At 42.3% G+C, this 26,305-nt stretch carries 22 protein-coding genes; 16 read left to right on the top strand and 6 right to left on the bottom strand.

What is annotated here, in order from left to right; all coding sequences use genetic code 11:
- Positions 1-202 precede the first annotated feature (202 nt).
- Together BIV16_RS09705 and BIV16_RS09700 are read left to right on the top strand one after the other, a co-directional pair.
- Entirely contained in the window at positions 203-1,246 is a 1,044-nt protein-coding gene (locus BIV16_RS09705; protein WP_075680628.1) for a methionine ABC transporter ATP-binding protein, read from the top strand.
- Entirely contained in the window at positions 1,236-1,895 is a 660-nt protein-coding gene (locus tag BIV16_RS09700; RefSeq protein ID WP_075680627.1) for a methionine ABC transporter permease, read from the top strand. Before BIV16_RS09705 ends, BIV16_RS09700 begins: the two co-directional genes overlap by 11 nt.
- Positions 1,896-2,092: 197 nt before the next feature.
- On the opposite strand, the gene BIV16_RS09695 is transcribed toward BIV16_RS09700, so the two are convergent.
- A complete protein-coding gene (locus BIV16_RS09695; RefSeq protein WP_075680103.1) occupies positions 2,093-3,352 on the bottom strand; it encodes an IS110 family transposase in 1,260 nt (419 codons plus the stop codon).
- Positions 3,353-3,666: 314 nt separating this feature from the next.
- Here BIV16_RS09695 and BIV16_RS09690 point away from each other — a divergent pair, with 314 nt between their 5' ends.
- The 9 genes from BIV16_RS09690 to BIV16_RS09650 all read left to right on the top strand — a co-directional run bounded on the left by BIV16_RS09690 (position 3,667) and on the right by BIV16_RS09650 (position 12,617).
- Positions 3,667-4,554 (top strand): MetQ/NlpA family ABC transporter substrate-binding protein, encoded by an 888-nt coding sequence (locus BIV16_RS09690; protein WP_075680626.1) that lies wholly within the window; start codon positions 3,667-3,669, stop codon positions 4,552-4,554.
- 249 nt (positions 4,555-4,803) lie between these two features.
- Positions 4,804-5,454 (top strand): YkgJ family cysteine cluster protein, encoded by a 651-nt coding sequence (locus tag BIV16_RS09685; protein WP_075680996.1) that lies wholly within the window; start codon positions 4,804-4,806, stop codon positions 5,452-5,454.
- A gap of 231 nt (positions 5,455-5,685) precedes the next feature.
- Positions 5,686-7,290: a phosphoenolpyruvate carboxykinase (ATP) gene (gene pckA / locus BIV16_RS09680; protein ID WP_075680625.1), complete on the top strand. Its 1,605-nt coding sequence runs from the start codon at positions 5,686-5,688 to the stop codon at positions 7,288-7,290.
- Between the two features lie 577 nt (positions 7,291-7,867).
- Positions 7,868-8,068, top strand: coding sequence for a sulfur carrier protein ThiS (gene thiS, locus BIV16_RS09675; RefSeq protein ID WP_075680624.1), 201 nt, complete (start codon positions 7,868-7,870; stop codon positions 8,066-8,068).
- Positions 8,068-8,715, top strand: coding sequence for a sulfur carrier protein ThiS adenylyltransferase ThiF (gene thiF / locus BIV16_RS09670; protein ID WP_075680623.1), 648 nt, complete (start codon positions 8,068-8,070; stop codon positions 8,713-8,715). Before thiS ends, thiF begins: the two co-directional genes overlap by 1 nt.
- Before the next feature lie 13 nt (positions 8,716-8,728).
- Positions 8,729-9,499, top strand: a complete 771-nt coding sequence (locus tag BIV16_RS09665) for a thiazole synthase (protein WP_075680622.1) — start codon at positions 8,729-8,731, stop codon at positions 9,497-9,499.
- 210 nt (positions 9,500-9,709) lie between these two features.
- Entirely contained in the window at positions 9,710-10,921 is a 1,212-nt protein-coding gene (gene thiH / locus BIV16_RS09660; protein ID WP_075680621.1) for a 2-iminoacetate synthase ThiH, read from the top strand.
- Between the two features lie 25 nt (positions 10,922-10,946).
- Entirely contained in the window at positions 10,947-11,639 is a 693-nt protein-coding gene (locus BIV16_RS09655) for a thiamine phosphate synthase (protein ID WP_075680620.1), read from the top strand.
- A 105-nt stretch (positions 11,640-11,744) separates the two neighbouring features.
- Entirely contained in the window at positions 11,745-12,617 is an 873-nt protein-coding gene (locus BIV16_RS09650) for an Rpn family recombination-promoting nuclease/putative transposase (protein ID WP_075680994.1), read from the top strand.
- 189 nt (positions 12,618-12,806) lie between these two features.
- On the opposite strand, the gene nspC is transcribed toward BIV16_RS09650, so the two are convergent.
- The 5 genes from nspC to BIV16_RS09625 all read right to left on the bottom strand — a co-directional run bounded on the left by nspC (position 12,807) and on the right by BIV16_RS09625 (position 19,012).
- Positions 12,807-14,009 carry a carboxynorspermidine decarboxylase gene (gene nspC / locus BIV16_RS09645; protein WP_075680619.1) on the bottom strand — a complete coding sequence of 401 codons (1,203 nt, stop codon included), beginning with the start codon at positions 14,007-14,009 and terminating at the stop codon, positions 12,807-12,809.
- A gap of 415 nt (positions 14,010-14,424) precedes the next feature.
- Positions 14,425-15,684 carry a saccharopine dehydrogenase family protein gene (locus tag BIV16_RS09640; RefSeq protein ID WP_075680618.1) on the bottom strand — a complete coding sequence of 420 codons (1,260 nt, stop codon included), beginning with the start codon at positions 15,682-15,684 and terminating at the stop codon, positions 14,425-14,427.
- A gap of 130 nt (positions 15,685-15,814) precedes the next feature.
- Positions 15,815-16,672 carry an agmatinase gene (gene speB / locus BIV16_RS09635; protein ID WP_075680617.1) on the bottom strand — a complete coding sequence of 286 codons (858 nt, stop codon included), beginning with the start codon at positions 16,670-16,672 and terminating at the stop codon, positions 15,815-15,817.
- Positions 16,673-16,683: 11 nt separating this feature from the next.
- Positions 16,684-17,535: a polyamine aminopropyltransferase gene (gene speE / locus BIV16_RS09630; RefSeq protein WP_075680616.1), complete on the bottom strand. Its 852-nt coding sequence runs from the start codon at positions 17,533-17,535 to the stop codon at positions 16,684-16,686.
- Between the two features lie 10 nt (positions 17,536-17,545).
- Positions 17,546-19,012, bottom strand: coding sequence for an aminotransferase class I/II-fold pyridoxal phosphate-dependent enzyme (locus BIV16_RS09625; RefSeq protein WP_075680992.1), 1,467 nt, complete (start codon positions 19,010-19,012; stop codon positions 17,546-17,548).
- 756 nt (positions 19,013-19,768) lie between these two features.
- On the opposite strand from BIV16_RS09625, the gene BIV16_RS09620 reads away from it, so the two are divergent.
- From BIV16_RS09620 to BIV16_RS09600, 5 genes are all read left to right on the top strand, one after another.
- A complete protein-coding gene (locus tag BIV16_RS09620; RefSeq protein WP_075680615.1) occupies positions 19,769-22,891 on the top strand; it encodes a response regulator in 3,123 nt (1,040 codons plus the stop codon).
- Positions 22,892-22,974: 83 nt separating this feature from the next.
- A complete protein-coding gene (locus BIV16_RS09615; protein WP_075680990.1) occupies positions 22,975-24,273 on the top strand; it encodes an FAD-dependent oxidoreductase in 1,299 nt (432 codons plus the stop codon).
- Positions 24,274-24,377: 104 nt separating this feature from the next.
- Complete coding sequence (locus BIV16_RS09610) at positions 24,378-24,752, top strand: CidA/LrgA family protein (RefSeq protein ID WP_075680614.1); 375 nt, start codon at positions 24,378-24,380, stop codon at positions 24,750-24,752.
- Complete coding sequence (locus BIV16_RS09605) at positions 24,733-25,425, top strand: LrgB family protein (RefSeq protein WP_075680613.1); 693 nt, start codon at positions 24,733-24,735, stop codon at positions 25,423-25,425. The genes BIV16_RS09610 and BIV16_RS09605 overlap by 20 nt, the downstream gene beginning before the upstream one ends.
- A gap of 84 nt (positions 25,426-25,509) precedes the next feature.
- Positions 25,510-26,223: a LysM peptidoglycan-binding domain-containing protein gene (locus BIV16_RS09600; protein WP_075680612.1), complete on the top strand. Its 714-nt coding sequence runs from the start codon at positions 25,510-25,512 to the stop codon at positions 26,221-26,223.
- Positions 26,224-26,305: the final 82 nt, after the last annotated feature.

Raw genomic sequence — 26,305 nt, 5'->3', positions numbered from 1 at the left:
AAGAAATGAAAAGACAGATGACAACCATGATGAATGAAATGATGAGCACCATGTGCGAGTGCTCTTGTGGTATGATGTGCATGCGTTCTTTGCCTGCCTCTGGCTGTCCCGGCTTAAAGCGGAACTGATAAGTTTTGCAAGATAGAAGGAAGCAGATGCATGCAATTGTGTGTATCTGCTTTTTTAGTTAGGAGATATCGATATGGCAGAAATCGAAGTAAAACATCTTTCGAAGGTTTTTAACCAGAAAGAGTTGAAAGTAGAGGCACTGAAAGATATCAACCTTTCGATTGAAAAAGGTGATATCTACGGAATCATTGGAATGTCCGGTGCTGGAAAAAGTACCCTGGTTCGATGCTTTAACTATTTGGAGCGTCCGACCGAGGGAGAAGTTTTGATTGAAGGAGTAGACCTTGGCTCTTTGAGTGAAAAGGAACTTCGCAAACAAAGAAGCGAGATTGCAATGATTTTTCAGCATTTCAATCTGCTGATGCAAAAAAATGTAATTGACAACATCTGTTTTCCACTTCAGTTACAGGGAGTTAAGAAAAAGGAAGCAAGAAAAAGAGCATACGAACTGTTAGAGACAGTAGGTTTAACCGAAAAAGCAAAGGCATATCCGGCACAGCTTTCCGGTGGACAGAAACAAAGGGTTGCCATTGCGAGAGCGTTGTCCTCGAATCCAAAGATTCTTCTTTGTGATGAGGCAACCAGCGCACTTGATCCGCAGACCACATCCTCTATTCTGGAATTGTTAAAGGAAATCAACCAGAAGTTTGGAATTACCATTGTCATCATCACACACCAGATGGCTGTGGTTCGGGAGATTTGCAGCCATGTTGCAATCGTGGAAAAAGGATGCTTGGTGGAGCAGGGAACGGTGGAAGACATTTTCAATCATCCAAAATCAAAGGCGGCAAGAGAGCTGATTATCAAGGATATTTCAGGACAGCAGACGGCTTCCTGGAATGGAGAGGAAAGACAGCAGGAACTTTTAAAAGGAGATAAAAAGCTTCGAATCGTATTCTCAGAGAATTCCGCATTTGAGCCGGTAGTTGCGAACATGGTTTTAAAATTTGGAATACCGGTTAACATTTTAAAAGCAGATACCAAAAATGTGAATGGTGTTGCAAAAGGCGAAATGATTCTTGGACTGTCCGCAGATCAGGCACTGTTACAGGACATGGAGCAATATCTGTTAGATAAAGGATTAGAGATTGAGGAGGTGACCGACGATGTGGAGTAGCGAAGTTGTAACAATGCTGATACAAGGAATCGGGGAGACACTCTATATGTCCTTGGTCTCTACCTTAGTGGGTTATGTGTTAGGACTTCCAATGGGAATTGTCTTAGCGGTAACGGATAAAGAAGGAATCCGGCCAAACGCGGTTGTATACAAGATTTTGGACTTTATCGCAAATATTGTCAGAAGTATTCCGTTTTTGATTTTACTGATGCTTTTGATTCCATTTACCAGATTTGTGGTTGGAAAAAGTTATGGTTCCACAGCAACCATCGTGCCATTGGTAATTGCGGCAGCACCGTTTATTGCAAGAATGGTAGAATCCTCCATCAAAGAGGTGGATGCAGGTGTCATTGAGGCAGCAAGATCCATGGGAGCCGGAAATTTTGCAATCATTACCAAGGTTCTTTTAGTAGAAGCAAGAACCTCTCTGATTACAGGCGTTACGATTGCATTTGCAACGATTTTTGGATATTCCTCCATGGCAGGAGTTGTCGGCGGTGGCGGACTCGGCGATATTGCAATCCGATACGGATATTATCGTTATGAAGCAGATATCATGATTGTCTGCGTAGTATTACTGGTTGCGCTGGTTCAGATTTTCCAGACAATCGGAATGAAGGTCGCAACAAAGTTTGACCGAAGAAAATAGCCAGACAGAAAGCAAAAGCTTTTATTCTACGAAAAAATGATTTCGAGAAACATCTACAAAAGAGGTTTACATAACAAAAAAGAAGGAGAGAAAAAGTTTGAAACAAACAAGTAGAGGACAGCCTAAAAATAAAGAGCATAGCAAATAAACCGCCTAAGCAGTCGGTTTTAAAAATTGAATATATACACAACACCTAATCAGGTAACAGGAACAACATCATCTTTGATAATGTAGCCTCGCTGCTTCATTAAATTAAGTGCCTGTGAAGTAGTCAATACTTTGGATTTATTCACAGGTCGCGATTCAAGAAAACCTTCAGGCGTATATGGTTTTAGATCTGTGAGTATGTGCCAGATAGCGGTCAGGATCATACGACAGATGGCAATGATAGCTTTCTTGTGACCACGACGTGCTTTTATACGTCGATAACGGTTTGTAAATTCTGGGTGTTTCTTGGATTTGATTAAAGCATTTGCAACTTGCACCAAAACTGGTTTAAAATAAGAACCAGCACGGGAAATCCTAGTGGATTTGATTTTATGATTGCTTTGATCATTACGGGGACAACATCCAGCCCATGATATGAGGTTTTTAGCTGTGGGGAAGACAGACATATCACCTCCGATTTCAGAAAGCACCTGAATAGCAGTCATTGGGGTCTTATCGAATCCAGGTACGGTTCGTATAAGATTGAGAATGCTTTCATACTTATCACTGAGACGAAAGATTTCCCGTTCTATTTCTACTTTGTGCATTTCTAATTCATCAATGTGATTTAAACATTGTCTGAGCTTTACAGCTTGTTGTTTGGATATGGCACCATCAACAGCAGCTTGTATTTCTTCGGTAGGAGTCTTACATCTGCTATCCACAAAAGGTGACACATCAAATGTTTCCCCAGGGTGTTGTAAAATCTGTTCCGTAATGGAACGGGAGGATTTACCAAATATATCAGAAAAGACATCATCCAGTTTTAAGTTAGAAACAGTAAGACAGTTATGAGCACGATTCTTCTCACCGGTGATCATACAAGTGAGTTTGAAACGGTATCTTACTAAATCTCTTAATTCACGGATGTCAGCCGGTGGAATAAAGGAAGGTTTTACCATTCCACACATATATAGGTCACAAATCCATTTAGCATCCTTGCGGTCAGTCTTGTTGCCTTTTTGCGGTTTGGTATATTTGGGGTGGGAAAGAGTAACCCAGATGTTATTCTTCTCCAGAACATTAAAAACAGGGATCCAGTACTTACCGGTAGATTCCATGCAGACATCCGTACAGTTGTATTTGGAAAGCCAGTCACACAGCTCCTGCAGACCTTTGGTAAAGGAAGAAAAGCGGGCTTCTTTATACTCGGTACGTTTCAGGGAATCAGTTATGCCGATACAGGCATAGATCCAGGTTTTGTGGACGTCAAGACCACAACAGTTATTTTTGAGAATTTTAAACGACAATAAAAGTACCTCCTGATGATTTAGCGTTATAAAACTGACAGTGACTGGTCATCCGGCAAAATCGAGTCGACTTTGGAAGAGATAAGTTTACGGGCTACGTTATGCGCCAATCATTGATGCCTTAACGGATGACCGACAACAAATAATTATACGAGGTCGCCGCTATACAGCCCCGCCACTCACCTCCACGTGTTCTGTAGTGTGTCAGTCTTATAGGTAAATAATATCAGAAGGAATATAAATTAGAAAAGCGGAAGTTAGCCAAAGTGTTTCATGACGCATTGGTGCCTTTCGCAGAAAGGCGGATTATAATTATGAAAAAGAAAGTATTATCAAGTATTGTAGCAGGAGTATTAGCAGTTGGAGTATTAGCAGGATGCGGAAGCAGTGCAAAAGATAACAGCACAGCAGCAGACAACAGCACAAACGATGTTGCAGCAACAGAAACAGCATCCGAGACCACAGAAAACAAAGTGATTAAGGTTGCAGCATCCGCAACTCCTCATGCAGAAATCTTAGAAGAAGCAAAAGACATCTTGGCAAAAGAGGGATGGGACTTAGAGATAAAAGTGTTTGATGACTATGTACAGCCAAATGAAGTCGTAGAGAGCGGCGAATTTGATGCAAACTACTTCCAGCACATCCCATATTTGGATAGCTTCAATGAAGAAAAAGGAACACACCTTGTAAATGCCGGTGGTATTCACTACGAACCATTTGGAATCTACCCAGGAACAAAGACAGATCTTGCTGATATCGCAGATGGCGATGTTATTGCAGTTCCAAACGATACAACAAACGAAGCACGTGCACTTTTACTGTTACAGGATAACGACATCATCAAATTAAAAGATGGCGCAGGATTAGAGGCAACTGTGAACGATATCGCAGAAAATCCTTACAATATCAAGATTGAAGAGTTAGAAGCAGCACAGATTCCTCACGTACTTGGCGAAGTTTCCTACGCAGTTTTAAATGGTAACTATGCATTAGAGGCTGGTTTCTCTGTTGGAAAAGATGCGCTTGCTTATGAAAAATCTGATTCCGAAGCAGCAAAAACTTATGTAAATGTCATTGCCGTAAAAGAAGGAAATGAGAACAACGAAGGAATCAAAGCACTTGTTAACGTATTAAAATCAGACGAAATCAAGAATTTCATCAATGAAAAATACGATGGAGCTGTTATTCCTTTTGAAGACTAAGAATAGGTAGCAATTTGGGAGTGTGAAATTTTTCACACTCCCTTTTTTCTTTATGTAATAGGATTCGGGTGTCAAAGGGTTGCTTACAGTTTTCCTACTGGCAAATTACACAATGACAAGCCAATTTTGTTCCAATAGTGTAAAAATGCTCTGCGAGAATTGGCTAGCGGTTGACCGTGAAAAAGTTTGCAATTATAATAGAAGAAACTGTCAGTGGGCAGGAATGATTTAGAAAAGGTAGGAAGAAATATGCAGAGGGATTTAGCAGAAATCTCGGATGGAAAAATATATGGCTGGAATGATATGGTACGGGTAAGTTGTAACGACTGCGCGGGCTGTTCTTCCTGTTGCAGGGATATGGCAGATACGGTAAAAGTTGACCCGTATGATGCTTTTTTCCTGACAAAAGGATTGGAAAAGGAGTTTGAGACACTTCTTTCGAAGGAGATAGCACTTGGTGTGGAAGAGGGAATGATTCTGCCACATTTAAAGACGGATGGGGCATGCGTTTTTTTAAACCAGGAGGGGCGCTGCAAGATTCATGCGTTCCGGCCGGGGATATGCAGGCTTTTTCCATTAGGAAGGATTTATGAAGATGGAAAAGTAAGCTATATTTTGCAGACAGGCGAATGTGAAAAACAGAATTGCTCGAAGGTAAAAGTAGGAAAATGGCTGAACATTCCAGATCGGACCAGGTATGAAGCATTTGCAATGGCATGGTACAGACTTCGCAAGGAAGCACAGGCGGTGATAGCAGCACAGCAGGATGAGGAGCTTGTAAAAACGCTGAATATGTTTTTACTCCATAATTTTTATCTGAAACCGTATGATATGCAGGCAGACTTTTATTCACAGTTTGAAAAAAGGCTAGAGCAGGCGTACCGGATTTTGCGGGCATAACTTTTGCATATAGAATGACTTGAAAATATAGTACTTTTGTCACAAAAGAAAGAAAAACGAAAAAAATTTACAAAAAATGAAAAAATTTTCAAGATTTGACTGTCAAATGAGCGATAGTTGTGTATAATGTTATCTAGGTGAAGTGGTAAGCTAGTGACGAATGAAATTGTTACCTACGCTCGCAAGCGGGAATCAGATTCACTACTATTAAAGAAAAGAGGTTAATGTAAGATGGCAAAAATTGATTTAAGCAAGTATGGTATTTCCGGAACAACAGAAATCGTATACAATCCTTCTTATGATGTACTGTATGAAGAGGAAACCAAATCAGGACTTGACGGTTACGAAAAAGGTCAGGAAAGTGAATTGGGCGCAGTCAACGTTATGACTGGTATTTACACAGGACGTTCTCCAAAAGATAAATTTATCGTAGTAGATGAGAACTCAAAAGACACTGTATGGTGGACATCTGATGAGTATAAGAATGACAACCATCCAATGACACAGGAAGCTTGGAGCGCTGTAAAGGATATCGCAAAGAAAGAGCTTTCCAATAAGAGATTATTCGTAGTAGATGCATTCTGTGGTGCAAACAAAGATACACGTATGGCAATTCGTTTCATCGTAGAAGTAGCATGGCAGGCACACTTTGTAACAAACATGTTCATCAAACCTACAGCAGAAGAATTAGAGAACTTCGAGCCAGATTTCGTTGTTTACAATGCTTCTAAAGCAAAAGTTGAGAACTACAAAGAATTAGGTCTTAACTCTGAGACATGTGTTGCATTCAACATCACAAGCCGCGAGCAGGTTATCATCAATACATGGTACGGCGGTGAGATGAAGAAAGGTATGTTCTCCATGATGAACTACTACCTTCCATTAAAAGGTATTGCTTCTATGCACTGTTCTGCAAACACAGACAAGAACGGTGAGAATACAGCAATCTTCTTCGGTCTTTCCGGTACAGGTAAAACAACGCTTTCTACCGATCCAAAACGTCTCTTAATCGGTGATGATGAGCACGGTTGGGATGACAATGGTGTATTCAACTTCGAAGGTGGATGCTACGCAAAAGTTATCAACCTGGATAAAGAATCTGAGCCGGATATCTACAATGCAATCAAACGTAACGCACTTCTTGAGAACGTTACTCTTGATGCAAACGGTAAGATTGATTTCGCAGATAAGAGCGTGACAGAGAATACACGTGTATCTTATCCAATCGATCACATTCAGAATATTGTACGTCCAATTTCCTCTGCTCCAGCAGCTAAGAACGTAATCTTCTTATCCGCAGATGCATTTGGTGTACTTCCTCCAGTTTCCATCTTAACTCCAGAACAGACACAGTACTATTTCTTATCTGGCTTTACAGCAAAATTAGCTGGTACAGAGCGTGGAATCACAGAGCCTACCCCTACTTTCTCTGCTTGCTTTGGACAGGCATTCTTAGAGTTACATCCTACTAAATATGCAGAAGAACTCGTTAAGAAAATGCAGAAGAGTGGAGCAAAAGCTTACTTAGTAAATACAGGATGGAACGGAACTGGAAAACGTATCTCCATCAAAGATACCCGTGGTATCATCGATGCCATCTTAAGCGGCGCAATCTTAGACGCTCCTACCAAGAAGATTCCTATGTTTGATTTCGAAGTTCCAACAGAACTTCCAGGCGTAGATTCCGGTATCTTAGATCCTCGTGATACATACGCAGATCCTACAGAATGGGAAACAAAAGCAAAAGATCTTGCATCCAGATTCGTGAAGAACTTCGCAAAATACGAAGGAAACGATGCTGGTAAAGCATTAGTTGCAGCAGGACCAAAAGCATAAAAAGCTTGCAATTTGAAATCAATCTGTTATAATTTCTATTTGGAAACAAAATATAGATAACACAGAGTGAACTTATGGTTCATGAAGGGGCATACCACCGCGGGTATGTTCTTTCATGAACCTTTTTTTATGGATTTTTATGAATTTCATTGAATTTGGTATCTGCTATTCTATAATTCTTTTTGCTCCGTTGTACATGAATAAGAATTTCTAAATATATCTGATTTAGTGTGATAAGAGGTGACGCAAACATTCGAAACGAACCGTCCGTGGTTCGTTCGAATTTGTTCTGCCATCCATGGCAGAACATTGCTGGGCGTAGACAGATATATTAAGAAAATCTAATTCATTTCCAAAGTCACAGAAAAGAGTTATAGAATAGCAGATACCAAGTGCAACGATTTATAAAATTATAAAAAAGCTACATGAAAGTCGTATACAGCGAAAATAAATGAATGAAGTTTGGTTGTATACAACGAAAATAAATGAATGAAGTTTGGTTGTATACAGCGAAAGCAAATGAATGAAGTTTTGTTCGATGTAACGAACTCTGGGTTATCGGGGAAAGGAAGGATTTATGTTCGTTTGGGTTAACGGAAAAGAAAAAGAATATGAGGAAAACATCACCATCCTGCAGTTGATTGAGCGGGAGGGCTATAAGAAGGAGCAGATTGCTGTCGAAGTAAACGAAGCAATTATCCCGAAAGCAGAGTATGAGGGATATGTGATTGCGCCGAATGATAAATTAGAAGTAGTGTCCTTTGTGGGAGGCGGCTGATGCAAGGCGAAAAATTAACCTGGGAAGAGATGTATGCAAGCCTTTGCGAGCGCCATACGAAGGAAGTACAGGATAAACTTTTGCAGGGAAAAGTTGCAATAGCAGGGCTTGGCGGGCTTGGGTCTAACATTGCGGTAGCACTTGCGAGGGCAGGTGTGGGAACCCTTCACCTGATTGATTTTGATGTTGTGGATATCAGCAATCTGAATCGGCAGCAGTACCGCATCCGGGACATTGGAAGAAAGAAAACAGAAGCACTTGCACAGATTATCCGGGATATTAACCCGTTTGTACAATTAAAACTAGACTGCGTCCGTGTGGAGGCAGATAACGTGTCGGAACTTTTCCGTGAGGAGGACATTGTCTGTGAGGCATTTGACCAGGCAAAAGAGAAGGCAATGTTAGTGGACGCATTTTTTTCCAGTTTTAAAGAAGAAAAAATTCTGTTGTCCGGCAGTGGAATGGCTGGATATCACAGCAGCAATGCCATAAAAACCCGTCAGTTAAATAAACGCTTTTACTTATGCGGGGATGGCGTAAATGGATTAGAAAGCGGACAGAGTCTTATGGCACCGCGCGTCAGCATTTGCGCCGGACATGAGGCAAATATGGTAATTCGACTGCTGCTTGGAGAGAACGAGGTATAAAGGAGATAGAAAAATGAGTAATCAAGACAAATTAGTAATTGGTGGACATGAGTTCACATCACGTTTTATTTTAGGTTCTGGAAAATATTCACTGGATTTGATTCAGGCTGCAGTGGAGCAGGCCGGTGCGCAGATTATCACGCTCGCACTTCGAAGAGCAAACCAGGGAACGGCAAATATCATGGACTATATGCCAAAGGATGTTACATTATTGCCAAATACATCCGGGGCAAGAAATGCCGAGGAAGCAGTCCGAATTGCAAGACTGGCAAGAGAAGTCTGCGGAAGTGATTTTGTAAAAATTGAAATCATGCGCGACTCTAAATATTTACTCCCGGATAACCAGGAAACCATCAAGGCAACCGAAATTCTTGCAAAAGAAGGATTTGTCGTCATGCCGTATATGTACCCGGATTTGAATGTCGCAAGAGATTTACAGAATGCAGGAGCAGCCAGCATCATGCCGCTTGCCGCACCAATCGGATCGAACAAAGGTCTTTGCACCAAAGAATTTATCCAGATTCTTGTCGATGAAATTGATTTGCCAATTATCGTGGATGCCGGAATCGGACGTCCGTCACAGGCGTGTGAGGCGATGGAAATGGGAACAGCAGCCGTTATGGCAAACACCGCAATTGCAACTGCAGGAGACATTCCGGCAATGGCAGAAGCATTCCGCAAAGCAATTGAGGCAGGAAGAAGCGCTTATCTGGCAGGGTTAGGACGTGTCCGTGAAAAAGGAGCAGAGGCATCCTCTCCATTGACGGGATTTCTTCGCGAGTAAAAAGGACAATTCGGATGTGAAAAAAGGCTGAATACAATTAAAAAAGACTTTATAAATAGAAGATTCCAAAATTTTGTTGTGAAATCATTTTGATAAAACTTTTACAGTAATTTTCAGTATTCTATTTATATGTCTATTCTGATACTTTTTGGACAGCCTTTTTCATATTCGGATTTTACCAGCAACGATATAAAAGAAAGAAGAGTAGACATGAGTGAAAAAATAAATGAGAGTATCTTGAACGATGAGATTCGGGAGCATTTAAAAGAAAATAGAATTGACCATATGACGTATCTTCCGGGCATGGAGGCGTTAGAGTCAGAGGTGCAGGAAAAAGTAATCCGTGAGATGGAAGCGTATGATTATGACAAATACACCGATGCGGATGTCAGACGTGCACTTTCGCATGAGACATGTACGTTAGAGGATTATAAGGCATTGCTTTCTCCGGCTGCATTGCCACATTTAGAGGAGATGGCGCAGCGTGCAAAATTAGAAAAACAGAAACATTTCGGAAATTCCGTGATGATGTTTACACCATTATATATTGCAAATTATTGCGAAAACTATTGTATCTATTGTGGATTCAATTGCCACAATAAGATTCATCGTGCCTGCTTAAATTATGAGCAGATTGAAGAAGAGATGGCATATATCGCAAAATCAGGTTTGCAGGAAATCTTGATTTTAACAGGGGAGAGCCGTGCAAAGTCAGATGTGAAGTACATTGGAGAAGCCTGTAAAATTGCACGAAAATATTTCAAAGTGATTGGTCTGGAAGTCTATCCGATGAATTCCGATGAGTATGCCTATCTGCATGAGTGTGGAGCTGATTATGTGACGGTATTCCAGGAGACCTACAATTCTGATAAATATGAGACACTTCATCTTGCCGGACATAAACGAATTTTCCCATACCGTCTCAATGCACAGGAACGTGCATTAAAAGGTGGTATGCGTGGTGTTGGATTTGCAGCGCTGTTAGGATTGGACGATTTTCGGAAAGATGCATTGGCGGTCGGCTATCATGCAAGTCTGCTTCAGAAAAAATATCCGCACGCAGAGATTGCAATCTCCTGTCCGAGACTTCGTCCGATTATTAACAATGACAAAATTAATCCGATGGACGTTCATGAGGCACAGCTTTTGCAGGTTGTTACGGCGTATCGTATTTTCCTGCCATATGCGAGCATCACAATTTCGACGAGAGAATGTGCACGTGTGAGGGATGCCTTCATCGACATTGCAGCCACAAAAATCTCCGCCGGTGTTTCGGTTGGAATCGGAGAACATCTTGACGAGGAAGATGCAAAAGGCGATGAGCAGTTTGAAATTTCCGATGGCAGAAGCGTAAAAGAAGTGTATGAGGCAATTGAGAACCTTGGATTGCAGCCGGTTATGAGCGATTACATCTATGTATAATGCACACCAATAGAATGGAGACAAAATGAAGGAACTGATTGCAATTACGAATCGAAAACTCTGCGAGAACGACTTCCTAGACCAGATAAAAAGAATTGCGGACGCTGGATTTGACCGGATTATTTTAAGAGAAAAAGATTTAACACCTGATGCATACCAGGCTTTGGCGGAGCAGGTGATGCGTGCATTAGAACCCTACGAGACGATTTGTACCCTTCATTCTTTCCTTGAAGCTGCAGTTAAACTTCAGGTGAAAAGTATACATCTGCCGTTACCGCTGCTTTGGGAAAAGGAAGGCGCGATTTTGGCATGGATGCAGCAGGGTTATCTGGGGAAAAAAGAATCGCAACTTCCAGAAGATTGTGAAGAACTTCACAATTTTTATGAAGTAGGAGGCTCCATTCATTCGGCGGAGGAGCTGCAAAAAGTAAAGGGCTTGCAGGAAAGATTGCACGTAAATCACATGTATATTACGGCAAGCCACGTTTTTCCGACAGAATGTAAGAAAAATCTTCCGGCGAGAGGGATTCCTTTTCTTGAGACAATTTGCAAGCAGGCTGCTATGCCAGTCTATGCACTGGGCGGTATTGCACTGGAAAATCTAGAGCGTGTATTTTTCGCTGGTGCAGACGGAGCCTGTCTGATGTCTTATACCATGCGGGCGTCTGAAAAAGAATTAAAAGAAGTTGTAAAAAGAAGGAACTGCTTGCAGTTTTAGTTGCTGGATACTATAATCAAGACAAAGACGATGAAAAGATGCGTCTTTGCAAAAAAGGTGACGGCGATATCCTGTGTCTGCACAAACAGAACAGGAGAGAAACCTATGAAAAAACCATTTAAAGAGTTAGATTTAAGTAATGCCTTTCTTTTTGCAGCTGCCTTAGAAGATGAGGAAACCTGCCAGCAGGTTTTAGAAATTATTTTAGGATTTCCAATTTCAAAAGTAAAAGTCCACGCAGAACATTCGTTGCTGTTTAGTTCTGATTTTCGCAGCATTCGGCTTGACATCTATGCAAGTGATGAGATGCAGGTTATGTATAACATTGAGATGCAGAATTCCGATGAGAAGAATATCGCGAAAAGGAGCCGGTATCATCAGGCGGAAATGGATGTGATGTCATTAAAACCGGGAGAAGATTTTAATGATTTAAAGCCAAGTTACGTTATTTTTATCTGTGCATTTGACCCATTTGGGTATGGGCTGTATCGTTACACGTTTGAGCAGAAATGTCTGGAGAGAGATTTAAAGCTGAACGATGGAACGACAAAGATTTTCCTGAGTACAAAGGGGAAAAATGCAGATGAAGTACCAAAAGAACTAATCCATTTTCTAAAATATGTTGAGGAAAGCACGGACGAGTATGTGGCAAGTATTGAGGATAAAGCTGTAGAAAAGATACATAACAAGGTAAAACAACTAAAGGAATGGAGAGAGTTGGAGGCGAGTTATATGTATTTTGAAGAGTTGCTCGAAGAGCGCAAGAAAGAGGGAATGGCAGAAGGAAAAGCCGAGGCAAAACAGGAAGCATTATTGTTAATTTTATCACAGAAGGGAAACGTATCGTCTAAACTTAAGGAAAGTATCCAAAATCAGCGAGAGCTAGAGGTGCTGGATTCCTGGATGAAGCTTGCATTACAAGCAGAAAGTATGCAGGGCTTTGAAGCACAGATAGAAACAGCGAAAGCGTTGGTATAAGCATAACAAATCCGCAATAACGTGAGAAATTTTGCAGATTCCTCATGTTATTGCGGTTCCAGTCAATTTTCCTACAAATATCTATTTTAGTAGATGCTTATCTAGGATTCTATTTTAAGAACAAACAAGTTCTTTCAAAAAATCAATCATAATTCTATGAAAAAGATTCCAAAACATCAGACATAGGAATTATCGCCGTCTTTTTCCTAAACGATATTTAAAATCATCATAGCCAAAGTGTGTCAGCTGCTCATAAGAACCATCTGCATGAAGCACCCAGATATCTGGAAGAGGCATGCCGTTGAAGGTATTATTTTTGCAGGTGGAATAGATTGCCATGTCCTGAAATAGAAGCCGGTCGCCAATTGATAGAGGTGTCTTAAAACTGTAATCGCCTACAACATCACCGGACAGACAGGTCGGGCCTCCCAGGCGGTAGGTGAAGCAATCCGGTTTTGCACCGGAAAAATCGTTTTCTTCCTCCGGCAGGGAACCAAAAAGTGGTGGCCGATATGGCATCTCAATGACATCTGGGGTGTGGCAGGCAGGTGACATATCTAAAATAGCCAAAGAAATATCGCCATTTTGCAGAATATCAAGTACACTGGTACAAAGATAACCTGCATTGAGTGCAACGGCCTCTCCCGGTTCTAAATAAATCTGTAACTGGTAGGTATCCCGCATTTTTGTAATACAGCGTTCTAAACGTGCAATATCATAATCGGCACGTGTGATATGATGTCCACCGCCTATATTTAACCACTTCATCTTGTGCAAAACAAAGCCAAAATTTTTTTCAAATGTGGATAAGGTTGTCTCTAAATCATCGGAGTTTTGTTCACAGAGTGTATGGAAATGAAGACCGTCGAGCATTGCAATGAGCTCCGGTGTCATCAAAGCATTCCATTGAGCCAGGGTTGTGCCAAGACGGCTTCCCGGTGCACAGGGGTCGTAGATGGCGTGTCCATCCTGCGTGGAACATTCTGGATTGATGCGAAGTCCAATCTCTTTTCCGGCTGTTTTGGCACGGGCACCAAATTTTTTCAACTGTCCGGGGCTATTAAAGACAATATGATCCGCATAGTTTAAAAGTTCCTCAAATTCGTCCTCGCGGTAGGCAGCACAAAAGACATGACATTCTTTATCCGGCATTTCCTCGAAACCAAGGCGCGCTTCATATAGCCCACTTGCCTCCGTTCCGGCAAGATAAGGCTCTAACATAGGATACAAGTCATAGTTTGAAAAAGCCTTCTGCGCAAGTAAAATCTTACATCCCGTATGCTCCTGCACCTCTTTTAAAATTCTCCCATTCTCCATCAACTTCGCCTCATCCAAAAGATAACAGGGCGTAGGAAGAGAAGTGTGTCTCAAAATCATTTCCTCTCGTTTCATTACAAAAACCTTTCCAAAGTCAAACATCCTAATTAAATCTAACTGTAAAATAACATGATTTTGGTGTAAAAAAGCAGTTTACAATTTACCAAAAGGAAAATTGTGAGTTACCTTTTGACTTCCGAATCATGACATAAAAAGTGACTAAATTTTAATATGCAAAATGCCACAAATCAGTGGGTATAAAAACCGTAGATTCAATTTCTAATAAGCAAAATGCTCACAACCTTTATTGAGATGAATCGTATTCGGGAAGACCACAAGCAGGTACTTTGGAGCCGTCGGTACTTAGGTGCTGTATTCTAGCACCTTATGTACCGCTACGAGCGACAAGTAGCGGGAGCGTGCCTGCGGTGGTTTCCCGAATACGATTCATGTCGCACAAAATCCTGCATGCATTTTGCATCATCCGAAATTAGTCCACCAGTTTCGGTGCAAAATTCTCCTGATGTGGAAGTCCATACTGATCCAATGCTGCAATATATGGATCTGGGTCAAATTCCTCAACCGTATAAACACCAGGTTTGTTCCATTTTCCGGTTAAAAGCATGAGGGCGCCGCACATGGCTGGTACGCCGGTGGTATAGGAGATTGCCTGGGAGCCTACCTCTTTGTAGCACTCTTGATGGTCACATACATTATAAATATAGTAAGTTTTTGGTTTTCCATCTTTGGTTCCGGTAAAGATGCAGCCAATATTGGTTTTGCCGACGGTACGTGGACCAAGGCTTGCAGGGTCTGGCAATAATGCTTTTAAAAACTGAATAGGAACGATTTCTTTTCCTTCGTACTCGATAGGAGTTGTGGAAAGCATGCCAACGTTTTCCAAACATTTCATATGGGTTAAGTAGCTTTGTCCAAAGGTCATGAAAAAGCGGATTCTTTTGACGCCGGGGATGGTGTTGGCTAAAGATTCGATTTCTTCATGGTGGAGCAAGTACATATCTTTGTCTCCGACCTGGTCAAAGTTGTATTCACGTTTGATGCTCATGGCAGGAATCTCAACCCAGTGGCCGTTTTCCCAGTAGCTTCCCGGAGCGGATACTTCACGAAGGTTGATCTCCGGGTTGAAGTTTGTGGCAAACGGATAACCGTGGTCGCCGCCGTTGCAGTCCAAGATGTCGATGGTGTCAATCTGGTCAAATTCATGTTTTAAAGCATACGCACAGTAAGCCTGTGTGACACCAGGGTCAAATCCGGAACCGAGAAGAGCAGTTAAGCCGGCCTCCTCAAATTTCTTGCGGTATGCCCACTGCCAGGAGTAGTCGAAGTAAGCAGAAAAACCTTCCTCTTTGCAGCGTTTTTCATAGATGGCTTTCCATTCCGGGTCTTCAATGTCTTCCGGTTCATAGTTTGCAGTATCCATATAGTTGACGCCGCAGGCAAGGCAGGCGTCCATGATGGTAAGGTCCTGATAAGGCAGGGCGATGTTCATGACAAGTTCCGGTTTGTAAGCGTTGATTAAGGCAATCACTTCCTCTACCTTGTCAGCATCGACCTGGGCAGTCGTAATTTTGGTGGCAGTTTTGCCCTCTAACTTTGCAGCAAGTGCGTCACATTTGGATTTCGTGCGGCTTGCAATACAGATTTCGGTGAATACTTCGCTCACCTGACAACATTTTTGAATGGCAACGGAAGCAACACCACCGCAGCCGATAACTAAAACTCTACTCATTTTCTCCTCCAATTCGTACCAAAAGTGTACGTTTTCTTTTTATTTTTCAAGGCATGCACATTTCAACTTTCAGAAATGTACCATGTATTTTTTTAGGGCATGCACATTTCAATTCTTAGAAATGTACCGCTTATTTTTTGTTTTTTAAAACGGAAAGCATCAGCTCTCTTGTGACCTTGCACGCGAGTGCCGTACTTGCACCGCTCGCATCAAGCATTGGACTTAATTCATTCAAATCCATTGCAACTACATTTGATTTTGCAACAAGTTCGATTGCTGATAATAATTCTAAAAAGCTGACGCCGCCAGCCTCCGGGGTTCCGGTTCCCGGAAATGCACTTGGGTCAAGGCAGTCTAAATCGATGGTAAAATAGACCGGTGCGTCACCGATGGCGTGAAGCGATTCCTCTAATCCTTCAAAATTGAATTTATGAAGGTCCGTGTGCTCTTTTGCAAAACGAAATTCTTCCCGTTCTCCGCTTCGGATACAGAATTGATGGATTTTCCCATCCCCGATGAGGTCGTGGCAGCGGCGGATGACGCATGCATGGCTGAGCGTGGCACCAAGGTAATCATCGCGCAAATCCGTGTGTGCATCAAAGTGCACGATATGTAAATCTGGATATTTTTGCAGGGCAGCACGGACGGCACCTAAGGTGACAAGATGTTCTCCGCCAAGCAAAAGCGGAAGTTTTCCATCGGATAAAATCTCGGATGCGCGTGCTTCGATATCCGAGAGAGCTGCCTTAGAAGAACCAAAGCAAAGCTCTAAATCCCCGCTGTCAAAAATAGAGTAGTCCTCTAAATCTTCATCCTGATAAGGACTGTAGGTTTCTAAACCATAGCTTTCGTGGCGAATGGCGGAAGAACCAAACCGTGCGCCGGGGCGGTAGCTTGTCGTGCTGTCAAACGGAGCACCGAATAAGACGAGGGATGCATCCTCATATTCGGCATCACATCCGATAAAGGTTTCAATGTTTTTGTTCATAGGACTCCTTTCTATTCCACTTCCATTAGCATTTCTTCTAAGAATGCAGGTAAATAGAAGGCACCCTTATGAAGACGCGTGGTGTAATAACGGGTTCTTAAGTGCAGGTGATTCCATGCTTCCCCGTCTAAATAATCGATGGGATGGTATTTTTTGCTGGCAAATCCAAAAAGCCAGTAACCGGCCGCATAGGTCGGAATATGTGCCTGGTAGACGCGGCTGATGGGAAACGTATTTGCGATTCGTTTGTGACTGCGCTGCATGGCATCGGCATCCTGTTTGTAAAAAGGACTTCCCTGCTGGTTTACCATAATGCCATCCTCGTGAAGCGCTTTGTAACAGGTTCCGTAGAATTCTTTTGTGAAAAATCCTTCGGACGGGCCATAAGGGTCGTTGGAATCGACGATGATAAGGTCGTATTCATTTTCACGGTAACGCATGAATTTTAAGGCATTTTCAAAATGAATATGGACGCGCTCATCGTCGAGCTGGCAGGCATTTCCCGGTAAGTACCGGCGGCAGACCTCCACAACCATAGGGTCCATCTCAACAAGGTCAATGTGTTCGATGCGTTCGTAGCGGGTCAGCTCTTTTACAACACCGCCGTCCCCGGCACCGATGACAAGGACACGTTTCGCATTCTGGTGAACGGACATCGGGACATGTACAATCATTTCATTGTAGATAAATTCGTCACGTTCGGTTAACATAATATTTCCATCCAAAGCAAGGATACGGCCAAACTCCCGACTGTCAAAAACGTCAATTCGCTGATAATCACTTTCCTTGGAAAAAAGTTGTTTTTCCACACGGATGCTGAGTTTTACATCCGGGGTGTGCAATTCACTAAACCAAAGTTCCATTTTCTGCTCCTTATTTTAAAACGTTGAGGCGAAGAATTTCCGGGTCTTCCGGACCGGTCATACTACACCCTTTTTCCTTCGCATACAAAATGTAATTTAAAATATCTTCCGTAATCATTTCGCCGGGCGCTAAGATTGGAATTCCAGGCGGGTAGCACATCACAAATTCGCTGCAGACTTTTCCTTTTGTCTCTAAGATTGGAAGACTTTCTTTTTCAGCATAGAAGGCTTCCTGCGGGCTTACAATAACCTGTGGGTCAATATATTCCTGGCTTAACATACCCGTTTTATCATGCTGGTAACGGCGACGGATTTCGGCGAGAGCGCTCACTAACCGCTCGACTTCCTGAATACGGTCGCCGATGGAAAGATAGGCTAAGATATTTCCGATGTCACCGAACTCAATCTGAATGTCATAGTCATCGCGGAGCAGGTCGTAGACCTCGATTCCGGCAAGACCAATGTCTAGCGTATGAATACTTAACTTGATTGGGTCAAAATCATAGATGGAGTCACCGTTAATCATCTCAGGGCCGAAAGCGTAGTAGCCGCCGATGGAGTTGATTTCGGCTCTGGCGTACTCCGCAATTTCCCGTACTTTTCCGAAAATTTCCTCACCGCGCAGTGCGAGGTTGCGCCTTGAGATATCCAGGCTGCTCATCAAAAGATAACTGCCGGAAGTTGTCTGTGTCAGGTTGATAATCTGTCTGACATATCCGGCATGGACGTTTGGCCCGGCAAGCAAAAAACTGGACTGTGTCAGACTGCCGCCACTTTTATGCATGGAGACGGATGCCATATCGGCGCCGGCTTCCATGGCAGAGACCGGTAAGTCTTTTCCAAAATAAAAGTGGGTTCCATGAGCCTCATCGGCAAGGAAGAGCATGCCGTGTTCGTGCGCAAGCTTTACAATGCCGCGCAGGTCAGAACAGATGCCATAATAAGTCGGATTGTTTACGAGCACGGCGACAGCGTTTGGATGTTCCTGAATCGCCTTTTCTACCTGGGAAAGCTTCATGCCAAGCGAGATACCGAGGCGGTGATCCACTTCCGGGTTTACATAGACAGGAACGGCGCCGCAGAGTACCAAAGCGTTAATGACACTGCGGTGCACATTACGTGGCAGGATAATCTCGTCGCCACGTTTGCAGGCGGTTAAGACCATGCTCTGCACGGCACTTGTGGTTCCTCCGACCATAAGAAAAGCTTCCGCAGCTCCAAAGGCTTCGGCGGCAAGCTGCTCTGCCTCGCGGATGACAGAGACCGGATGACAGAGATTGTCAAGAGGCTTCATGCTGTTGACATCGACAGAGACGCATTGCTGTCCGAGAAAAGCGGTCAGTTCTGGATTGCCACGTCCCCGTTTATGACCCGGTACATCAAATGGAACAACACGCATCTGGCGGAATTGTTCCAAGGCTTCGTGGATTGGCGCACGGTTCTGGTCGAGAGGTGTGCGGTTTGTAGTTGAATTCATTTCTAGTTTCTCCTTTTTTGCACAATCTGTAAGGTAAATTTTATACAAATACTCGAAATTTTCTCCTACAGAATTAGGGTGACAAAACATGATTTCTAGTTTTTCAAGTGATAAATCATGTTTTGTTACCCTAATTCAATAGACGAAAAAACGCAGGGTATGCGTGTGCATAACCTGCGTTACAAATCCATGATGATGCAATACAACGAAAAACGTAGTTATAAAACATACAGCTTCCGCTCTATCACAGAAAAACCAGCATTACCTGCCGGTGGGATATCAATATGTAAGGATTCGGGATAATCAGAGTCTATATAGCAATCATACTTTTACTACTCTTATTGACCGTTTCACAAGTCTGCGATTCACGCATTTTGGTTATAAAGGAACCAACTTATAAAATTTGAGCTTCTAACTCAATCAATAAGGCAACGAAAGTTGCCAATCGGCAGTGGACCCGGCTGTCCGTATGGCCTTGACTCGGGATGAGTGGTCCAGGATAATTGCTTGGAAAGACTCCGAATAATTCATCTTTCCAAAATTTTTTTTCATGATAGCATTGGTGTAAAGTTATTGTCAATAGGATATATGTCACAATTCCCCGCTCAGAAAACGAAATGTGCAAATTCTGCGGTAAAAACTTTTTTATGTAACAGGATTCTTTTTTGAAAAGTGTATGAATTCTAGTTGCTATTTACAAAAATTCGTTTAAAATTAGAAATTAGATGATGTTTGAGAATGCTTGAGGTACATAAGATGGACGCGAGTAAAAAGGTAATGCTGATAGTGGATGACATCGAGATGAACAGAGTCATCCTGAACGAATATTTTAAAGAAGAATATGTGATTATTCAGGCCGAAAATGGGCAGGAAGCACTTGATATTCTGCAAAAACAGTTTGTAGATCTTCTGCTGACTGATCTTTATATGCCGGTGATGGACGGTTTCCAGTTGATTGAGATTTTAAGAAAAGATGAGCGTTATCACCTTTTGCCTATCATAGCGGTAACAGAACATAATGAAGTGATTGAAAACCGTGTATTGGAGCTAGGAGCAAATGACTTTATTACAAAACCGTTTGCTTCAAAATTGTTGTATCACAGAGTGCGGGGCATTATGTCGGAGGATAAGTCGAATGCCAGAATCGAACAGTTCCGTTACTGCATGGATTTTAGCCCGATTCCGTTTGGGATTGTAAGACCGGAATATGATGAGGATGGAAACGTTTCCAATATGACATATCGTTATGTAAACCATGCGTATGCGAATCTGATCAAATGTTCTGCGGATGATCTGATTGGAAAATACCATTATGATGTGTTTGTGGAAGGAAGAAAAATCTGGCTGAAACTGATTGAACAGGTGGAAAGAAGCGGACAGGAGAGAAACTCTGTTTTTTACAGTAAGATTTTTCAAAGATACTTTTCCTTAACCATCTATCAGGAGGATGCGGGTTACTGTGCCTTTACGATGAATGATGTGACAGAACAGACCCTGTTGGAAAAGAAAATCCGTGAGAGTGAGCAAAAATATATGCGTGCACTTGAGGGGGCTTCTATCAGCGTCTGGGAATATGATATCGAACGGAAACGGATTTTACAGACTGATACCTCGACAGAACTGAACGAATATCCGCTTGTCATTGAGAATGTACCGGAGTTTTTTATTGAAAATGGATATGTCAGGGAAGATTCCAGGGAAGAATTTCTTCGCATGTACGAAGAATTGCAAAACGGTGCACCGAAAGTATCTGGAAGTTTCTGGGTTGCAAACAAGAATCATGATGGCTGGTGGAGAAAACACACAACCTATCTTGCGGTAAAAGATGAAAATCAGGTCGCAACACATGCCTACGGTGCCAGCCGGGATATTACGCGCGAAACCCTGATGGAACAGCGTTATCAGGAGGAAATTAATTATCACAAGAACGCGATTTCAAGTACGGTTGTGACCTGCTGTGTGAATCTGACCAAAAAATGTGTGGAAGAAATCAATTTTGGACGAAAAGAACTCGGCGAGGAAGATAAGCTCCCGGTTGTCGATTACAAAAAGCGTGTCAGCCAGTATCTGACCGCGATTCACTTGTCAGACGAAGAAAATCAAAAGCTTGGAACCGAGTCTCTTCTAAAGATGTTCCAGGAGGGAAAAGAGGACTATCAGACGACATACTGGGCGGTCTGGAAAAAGTCCGGTGACATTGTCTGGATGCAGGTGGATGTAAAGATGTTAAGACGCCCGGAGAGTGATGACGTGGTTGCCTTTTTCTATAACCGTGACATTACAAATGAACGCATGCTTAACATGATGGTGAATACGACAAGCCGCTTTGATTATGACTACATGAGTGGAATCAATGTGTGGAACAAGCATTTTAAGATGTATTCCAGCAAGGATGGCATTGTAAAACCGGAGGAATTTCACGAAAACTATGACAAGATGGTTGCGGATTACATGCGCCGTGTTGCAGTGACAGATGACATGGAAAAGCTGATTGCCAATGTCTCACTTACGAATATTTTGCATAATCTTCAGCGGGAAGAATTTTACACCTACGAATATGATATGAGAGAGGCGGACGGCTCTGTTCGCCGGAAGCTGCTCCGTTACACTTATGCGGACCATGAAAAAGGATTTATCATCAATACCAGAACAGATATTGATGATATTGTAAAAAGGGAAAAGGAAAAACAGGACATTTTAGAGCAGGCGCTTGAGACGGCAGAACGAGCAAGCTATGCAAAAAGTGATTTTCTGGCAAGGATGAGTCACGACATTAGAACACCGATGAACGCGATTTTAGGTGTGACAGAGCTTGCAAAAGAGTGCAAGTCCAAGGAAGAACTAGACGATTATCTTGGAAAAATCGAAGGTTCCGGCAAGTTTTTGCTAGGCTTAATCAATGACATCTTGGATATTTCCAAAATTGAGAGCGGAAAGCTGGTATTGAACCCTACCGTATTTACAAAAGACGATTTTGAGGAATCCATTGATACCACAATCCGTCCTCTTATAAAAGAAAAAAATATGGAGTTCTACTGCAACATTGACTGTGGTGTGGAATGTATCTATGCAGACAGAGTCCGTCTGGAACAGATTTTCTTTAATCTGTTATCCAATGCAGTCAAATATACGATGTCTGGTGGAAAAGTTGAGTTTACAGCGCAGAAAAAGGAAATGCCAACGGAGGACACCTGGATTCGTTACAGAGTTTCGGATAATGGAATCGGAATGAGTCCTGAATTTTTGAAAAAGGCGCTAGAACCGTTTGAACAGGAACAAAATGGAGCAGATCTTCAATGGCAGGGAACAGGTCTTGGACTTACGATTGTAGATAAGCTCGTTCAGATTATGGGCGGTGTTTTACAGATTGAAAGTGAACCTGGAAAAGGAACTACAATCATAGTTGATTTGCCAGTGACAGAAGCAGAACCGCTTGAAGAAAAAGGCAAAAAGAACCATTCCGGTGCGGAAGATTTTGCATGTTTAAAGGGAAAATGTATTTTATTAGTAGAAGATAATAAAATCAATACCTTTGTGGCGCGAAGACTTTTGGAGAGCAAAGGCATGAAGGTTGAGCACGCGGAGAACGGAAAGGATGCCCTGGATATGTTTTTATCAGGTGAATTAGGGCATTATGATGCGATTCTGATGGATATCCGTATGCCGGTGATGAACGGGCTTGAGACAACACAGGCTATCCGCGGTTTAGACCGGAAAGATGCAAAAACAGTTCCGATTCTTGCCATGACAGCGAATGCTTATGAGGAAGATGTGCAAAAATCGTTAGCGGCTGGAATGAACGGACATCTGACCAAACCAATCAATCCGGGTGAGTTATATCAGAGCCTTAGTGACAGTATCGGGAAAAATCCCGCATAAAAAATGAAAAACTGACCATATTAAATGCAGAATGAAGAATTGTGTATAGAGTGCCAGATGCTTTGGCAGGAAAGGATAAGACAATGAGTTCGATATGGTCAGAACAGATAACATTACCAGAATTTCCAGAATTACGGGAGGACCTGCGAACCAACGTCCTGATTATAGGGGGTGGGCTTGCAGGTCTTCTTTGCGCTTATTATTGCAAGCAGGCAGGGATAGAAGCCGTTTTGCTTGAGGCAGATACCATTGCAGGTGGTGTCACAGGAAATACGACGGCAAAGGTGACAAGCCAGCATGGATTGCGTTACGCGAAGATGTGTGACCAGTATGGTCTGGAACTTACCAGACAGTATTTGGAGGCGAATGAGCTTGCAATTCGCCAATACAAAAAATTATCCTGGCATTATCAGTTTGAGTTTGAAGAAAAAGATGCCTATCTGTTTTCGACAACGGATGAATGGATGCTTCGAAAAGAGGTAGATGTTTTGCACCGCCTGACTTATCCGGCAGAATATGTTACCAAAACAGAACTGCCTTTTGAGGTGAAGGCAGCAGTGCGTTTCCCAGAGCAAGGGCAAATGAATCCGTACCGGTTAGTGGCGGAGATTAGCAAAGATCTTCCAATTTATGAACATTCAAGAGTAAAAGAGATGACGGAATATTTTGCAGTGACGGAAAAAGGTACGGTGACGGCAGAAAAGATTATCATTGCCACGCATTTTCCAATCATCGATAAAAAAGGACTTTATTTTTTAAAACTTTACCAGCAACGTTCCTATGTGCTTGCCCTAAAGGGGGTAAAAGAATTAGAGGGTATCTATCTGGAGGCTGAGGAAAACGGAATTTCCCTGCGCTCGGTGGGGGATACCTTATTACTTGGCGGCGGCGGAAACCGGACCGGAAAGCCTGCAAGGGGATATGAATACTTACGGAATTTTGCAAACATGTATTTCCCAGATGCGACAGAATATGCAAACTGGGCGACACAGGACTGTATGTCGCTGGACGGAATGCCTTATATCGGGTGTTATTCCAAAAGTACACCGGATTTATATGTAGCAACCGGATTTAACAAATGGGGAATGACCTCCGCCATGATTGCAGCCCAGATTTTAACGGATTTAGTGCAAGGATATGACAACGAATATGCAAAATTGTTTTTGCCGTCAAGGGGAATGTTTTCCCGTCAGTTTTTTACCAATCTGAAAGAAGCGACAGTAAACTTGCTGTCATTTGGTGGAAAACGCTGTACACATTTAGGGTGCAAGCTGCGCTGGAATGCGTTAGAACACACCTGGGACTGCCCGTGTCACGGCTCCAGATTTGATGAAGAAGGAAATCCAATCAAGAATCCGGCGTCTGATCCGCTCAAAAAATAGCAAAATTGTACAAATAAAAATACATCTTGCCCTATTCGAATAATGCGTATACAATGTGTACTGAAAAAATGTAGAAATATGTCGAATGATGAAGGGCGATAAAGATGAAGTATATCAGGCAATTTGGATTGATTTTGGCGGTTACGTTTCTGGGAGAAATTTTAAAAATGATACTTCCTTTTAAGATTCCGTCGAGTATTTATGGACTGGTGCTAATGTTTCTGGCATTGCAATTTAAAGTGATTCAGTTAGAGCAGGTAAAGGAAGCTGCAAAATATCTGATTGAGATTATGCCACTGATGTTTATCCCGGCAGGTGTCGGACTCATGAATGCGTGGGGCGTGTTAAAGCCAATCTGCATTCCGGTTATCGTGATTACCATTGTATCTACAATTGTAGTTATGGGAATATCAGGAAGAGTCACACAGTTTGTAATTCGTTTGGAAAAGAGGAATAAAAGTGAGAGAGATGTTAAATAACTCCATTTTCTTTGGAGTCATGATAAGTATTGCAACCTACGAAATCGGAGCATTTTTAAAACGGAAATTAAAGCTGGCATTGTTTAATCCACTTCTTGTTTCCATCATAGTGGTAATCCTGTTTTTACTTGCAACCGGAATTGACTATGACAGTTACAATGAGGGAGCAAAATACCTAAGTTATCTGCTGACACCGGCTACGGTTTGTCTTGCAATTCCATTGTATGAACAGGTACAGCTTTTGAAAAACAATGCAAAAGCGATTACAGCAGGAATTTTATCCGGCGTGTTTACCAGCGTACTTTGTGTGATGACAATGGCACTTTTGTTTCATTTGAATCATAAGGAGTATGTAACTCTGCTTCCAAAGTCCATTACGACCGCAATTGGCATGGGTGTGTCAGAAGAGTTAGGTGGAATTGTTACGATTACAGTGGCAGTAATTATAATTACAGGCGTAGTTGGAAATATTATTGCAGAATTTGTGTTCCACCTTTTTAAAATAGAAGAGCCGATTGCAAAAGGGATTGCGCTTGGTTCTGCCGCACATGCAATCGGAACGGCAAAGGCGATGGAGATTGGAGAGATTGAAGGAGCCATGAGCAGCCTGTCAATCGCAGTTGCAGGTCTTTTGACGGTTGTGGTAGCACCATTTTTTGCAGGATTATTATAAAACGAAGTTGTGAAGCAAGAAATTGTTTCGCAACTTTTTTTTCGCTGCATAAGATAAAAGGAAAGAGATTTTGGAGAATAATCATTGTATTGTAAGAACAAAATTGTGCACACGATTAAAGAGGGGGATTCCCTATACAAGCTGGCAAAACAGTACATGACAACTGTTACGGAACTGATTTTGGAAAATCCGGGAGTAAATCCGTATAACCTCCAGGTTGGAATGCGTTTTAATATCTGTCCGGGACCGGGCTATGCGGTACCGGAGGAAAAAGAGGATAGCCTAAGCGAAGAGATGATGCGGGCATGGTTAGAGCATGTCTATTGGCATCGTATGCTGATGCTTTCCATGCCAATGGAGGAGACACCGCAGATGCAGATGTCAAATGAGCAGGCAACGAAGGAGCGTCTGCTTCGGAATGTGGGGGAGATTGTGAATACATTTCAGGGGTACCTTTCCCAGACAGAACTGAATCAGCTGCGTGATCTTTTGCTGGAACACGAAGATATGGCAGCTGAAATGATGAAACTTCTGATGGCAAAAGATATGGATGCCTATCAAAGAGAGGTGAATGCATGGTATGAGAATGCGGCCAAGATGGCATCCTTGCTTGCAAAAAATATGAAACCAGGCAGTGAGACGGAATTAAGAAGGATGCTGTTTGAACATTTGGATTTATTGCGCCAGGAGATGGAACAATATTATGACGGCGAATATAAAAAATCCATTGAGACCTTTGATATTGCAGCCGAGCAGGCAGAGTCACTTGCAAAGTTCATAGCTTCCCGTCTGGTATAAGAAAATGCAGTTTCCAACAGTCTTTCGGTTTGTATGGAAACTGCGTTTTCTTTGGAATAGAATTAACACTTTAACGAAACAC

It is taken from the genome of Roseburia sp. 831b, assembly GCF_001940165.2.
GTDB lineage: Bacteria > Bacillota > Clostridia > Lachnospirales > Lachnospiraceae > Roseburia.
Note: the sequence above shows the minus strand (reverse complement) of the source record. Positions and strands in the feature narration are given on the sequence as shown.

Excerpts from the sequence above, each read along its gene's own strand:
- BIV16_RS09705 (WP_075680628.1), top strand. The coding sequence starts at position 203 with ATGGCAGAAATCGAAGTAAAACATCTTTCGAAGGTTTTTAACCAGAAA.
- BIV16_RS09700 (WP_075680627.1), top strand. The coding sequence starts at position 1,236 with ATGTGGAGTAGCGAAGTTGTAACAATGCTGATACAAGGAATCGGGGAG.
- BIV16_RS09690 (WP_075680626.1), top strand. The coding sequence starts at position 3,667 with ATGAAAAAGAAAGTATTATCAAGTATTGTAGCAGGAGTATTAGCAGTT.
- BIV16_RS09685 (WP_075680996.1), top strand. The coding sequence starts at position 4,804 with ATGCAGAGGGATTTAGCAGAAATCTCGGATGGAAAAATATATGGCTGG.
- pckA (WP_075680625.1), top strand. The coding sequence starts at position 5,686 with ATGGCAAAAATTGATTTAAGCAAGTATGGTATTTCCGGAACAACAGAA.
- thiS (WP_075680624.1), top strand. The coding sequence starts at position 7,868 with ATGTTCGTTTGGGTTAACGGAAAAGAAAAAGAATATGAGGAAAACATC.
- thiF (WP_075680623.1), top strand. The coding sequence starts at position 8,068 with ATGCAAGGCGAAAAATTAACCTGGGAAGAGATGTATGCAAGCCTTTGC.
- BIV16_RS09665 (WP_075680622.1), top strand. The coding sequence starts at position 8,729 with ATGAGTAATCAAGACAAATTAGTAATTGGTGGACATGAGTTCACATCA.
- thiH (WP_075680621.1), top strand. The coding sequence starts at position 9,710 with ATGAGTGAAAAAATAAATGAGAGTATCTTGAACGATGAGATTCGGGAG.
- BIV16_RS09655 (WP_075680620.1), top strand. The coding sequence starts at position 10,947 with ATGAAGGAACTGATTGCAATTACGAATCGAAAACTCTGCGAGAACGAC.
- BIV16_RS09650 (WP_075680994.1), top strand. The coding sequence starts at position 11,745 with ATGAAAAAACCATTTAAAGAGTTAGATTTAAGTAATGCCTTTCTTTTT.
- nspC (WP_075680619.1), bottom strand. The coding sequence starts at position 14,009 with ATGAAACGAGAGGAAATGATTTTGAGACACACTTCTCTTCCTACGCCC.
- BIV16_RS09640 (WP_075680618.1), bottom strand. The coding sequence starts at position 15,684 with ATGAGTAGAGTTTTAGTTATCGGCTGCGGTGGTGTTGCTTCCGTTGCC.
- speB (WP_075680617.1), bottom strand. The coding sequence starts at position 16,672 with ATGAACAAAAACATTGAAACCTTTATCGGATGTGATGCCGAATATGAG.
- speE (WP_075680616.1), bottom strand. The coding sequence starts at position 17,535 with ATGGAACTTTGGTTTAGTGAATTGCACACCCCGGATGTAAAACTCAGC.
- BIV16_RS09625 (WP_075680992.1), bottom strand. The coding sequence starts at position 19,012 with ATGAATTCAACTACAAACCGCACACCTCTCGACCAGAACCGTGCGCCA.
- BIV16_RS09620 (WP_075680615.1), top strand. The coding sequence starts at position 19,769 with ATGGACGCGAGTAAAAAGGTAATGCTGATAGTGGATGACATCGAGATG.
- BIV16_RS09615 (WP_075680990.1), top strand. The coding sequence starts at position 22,975 with ATGAGTTCGATATGGTCAGAACAGATAACATTACCAGAATTTCCAGAA.
- BIV16_RS09610 (WP_075680614.1), top strand. The coding sequence starts at position 24,378 with ATGAAGTATATCAGGCAATTTGGATTGATTTTGGCGGTTACGTTTCTG.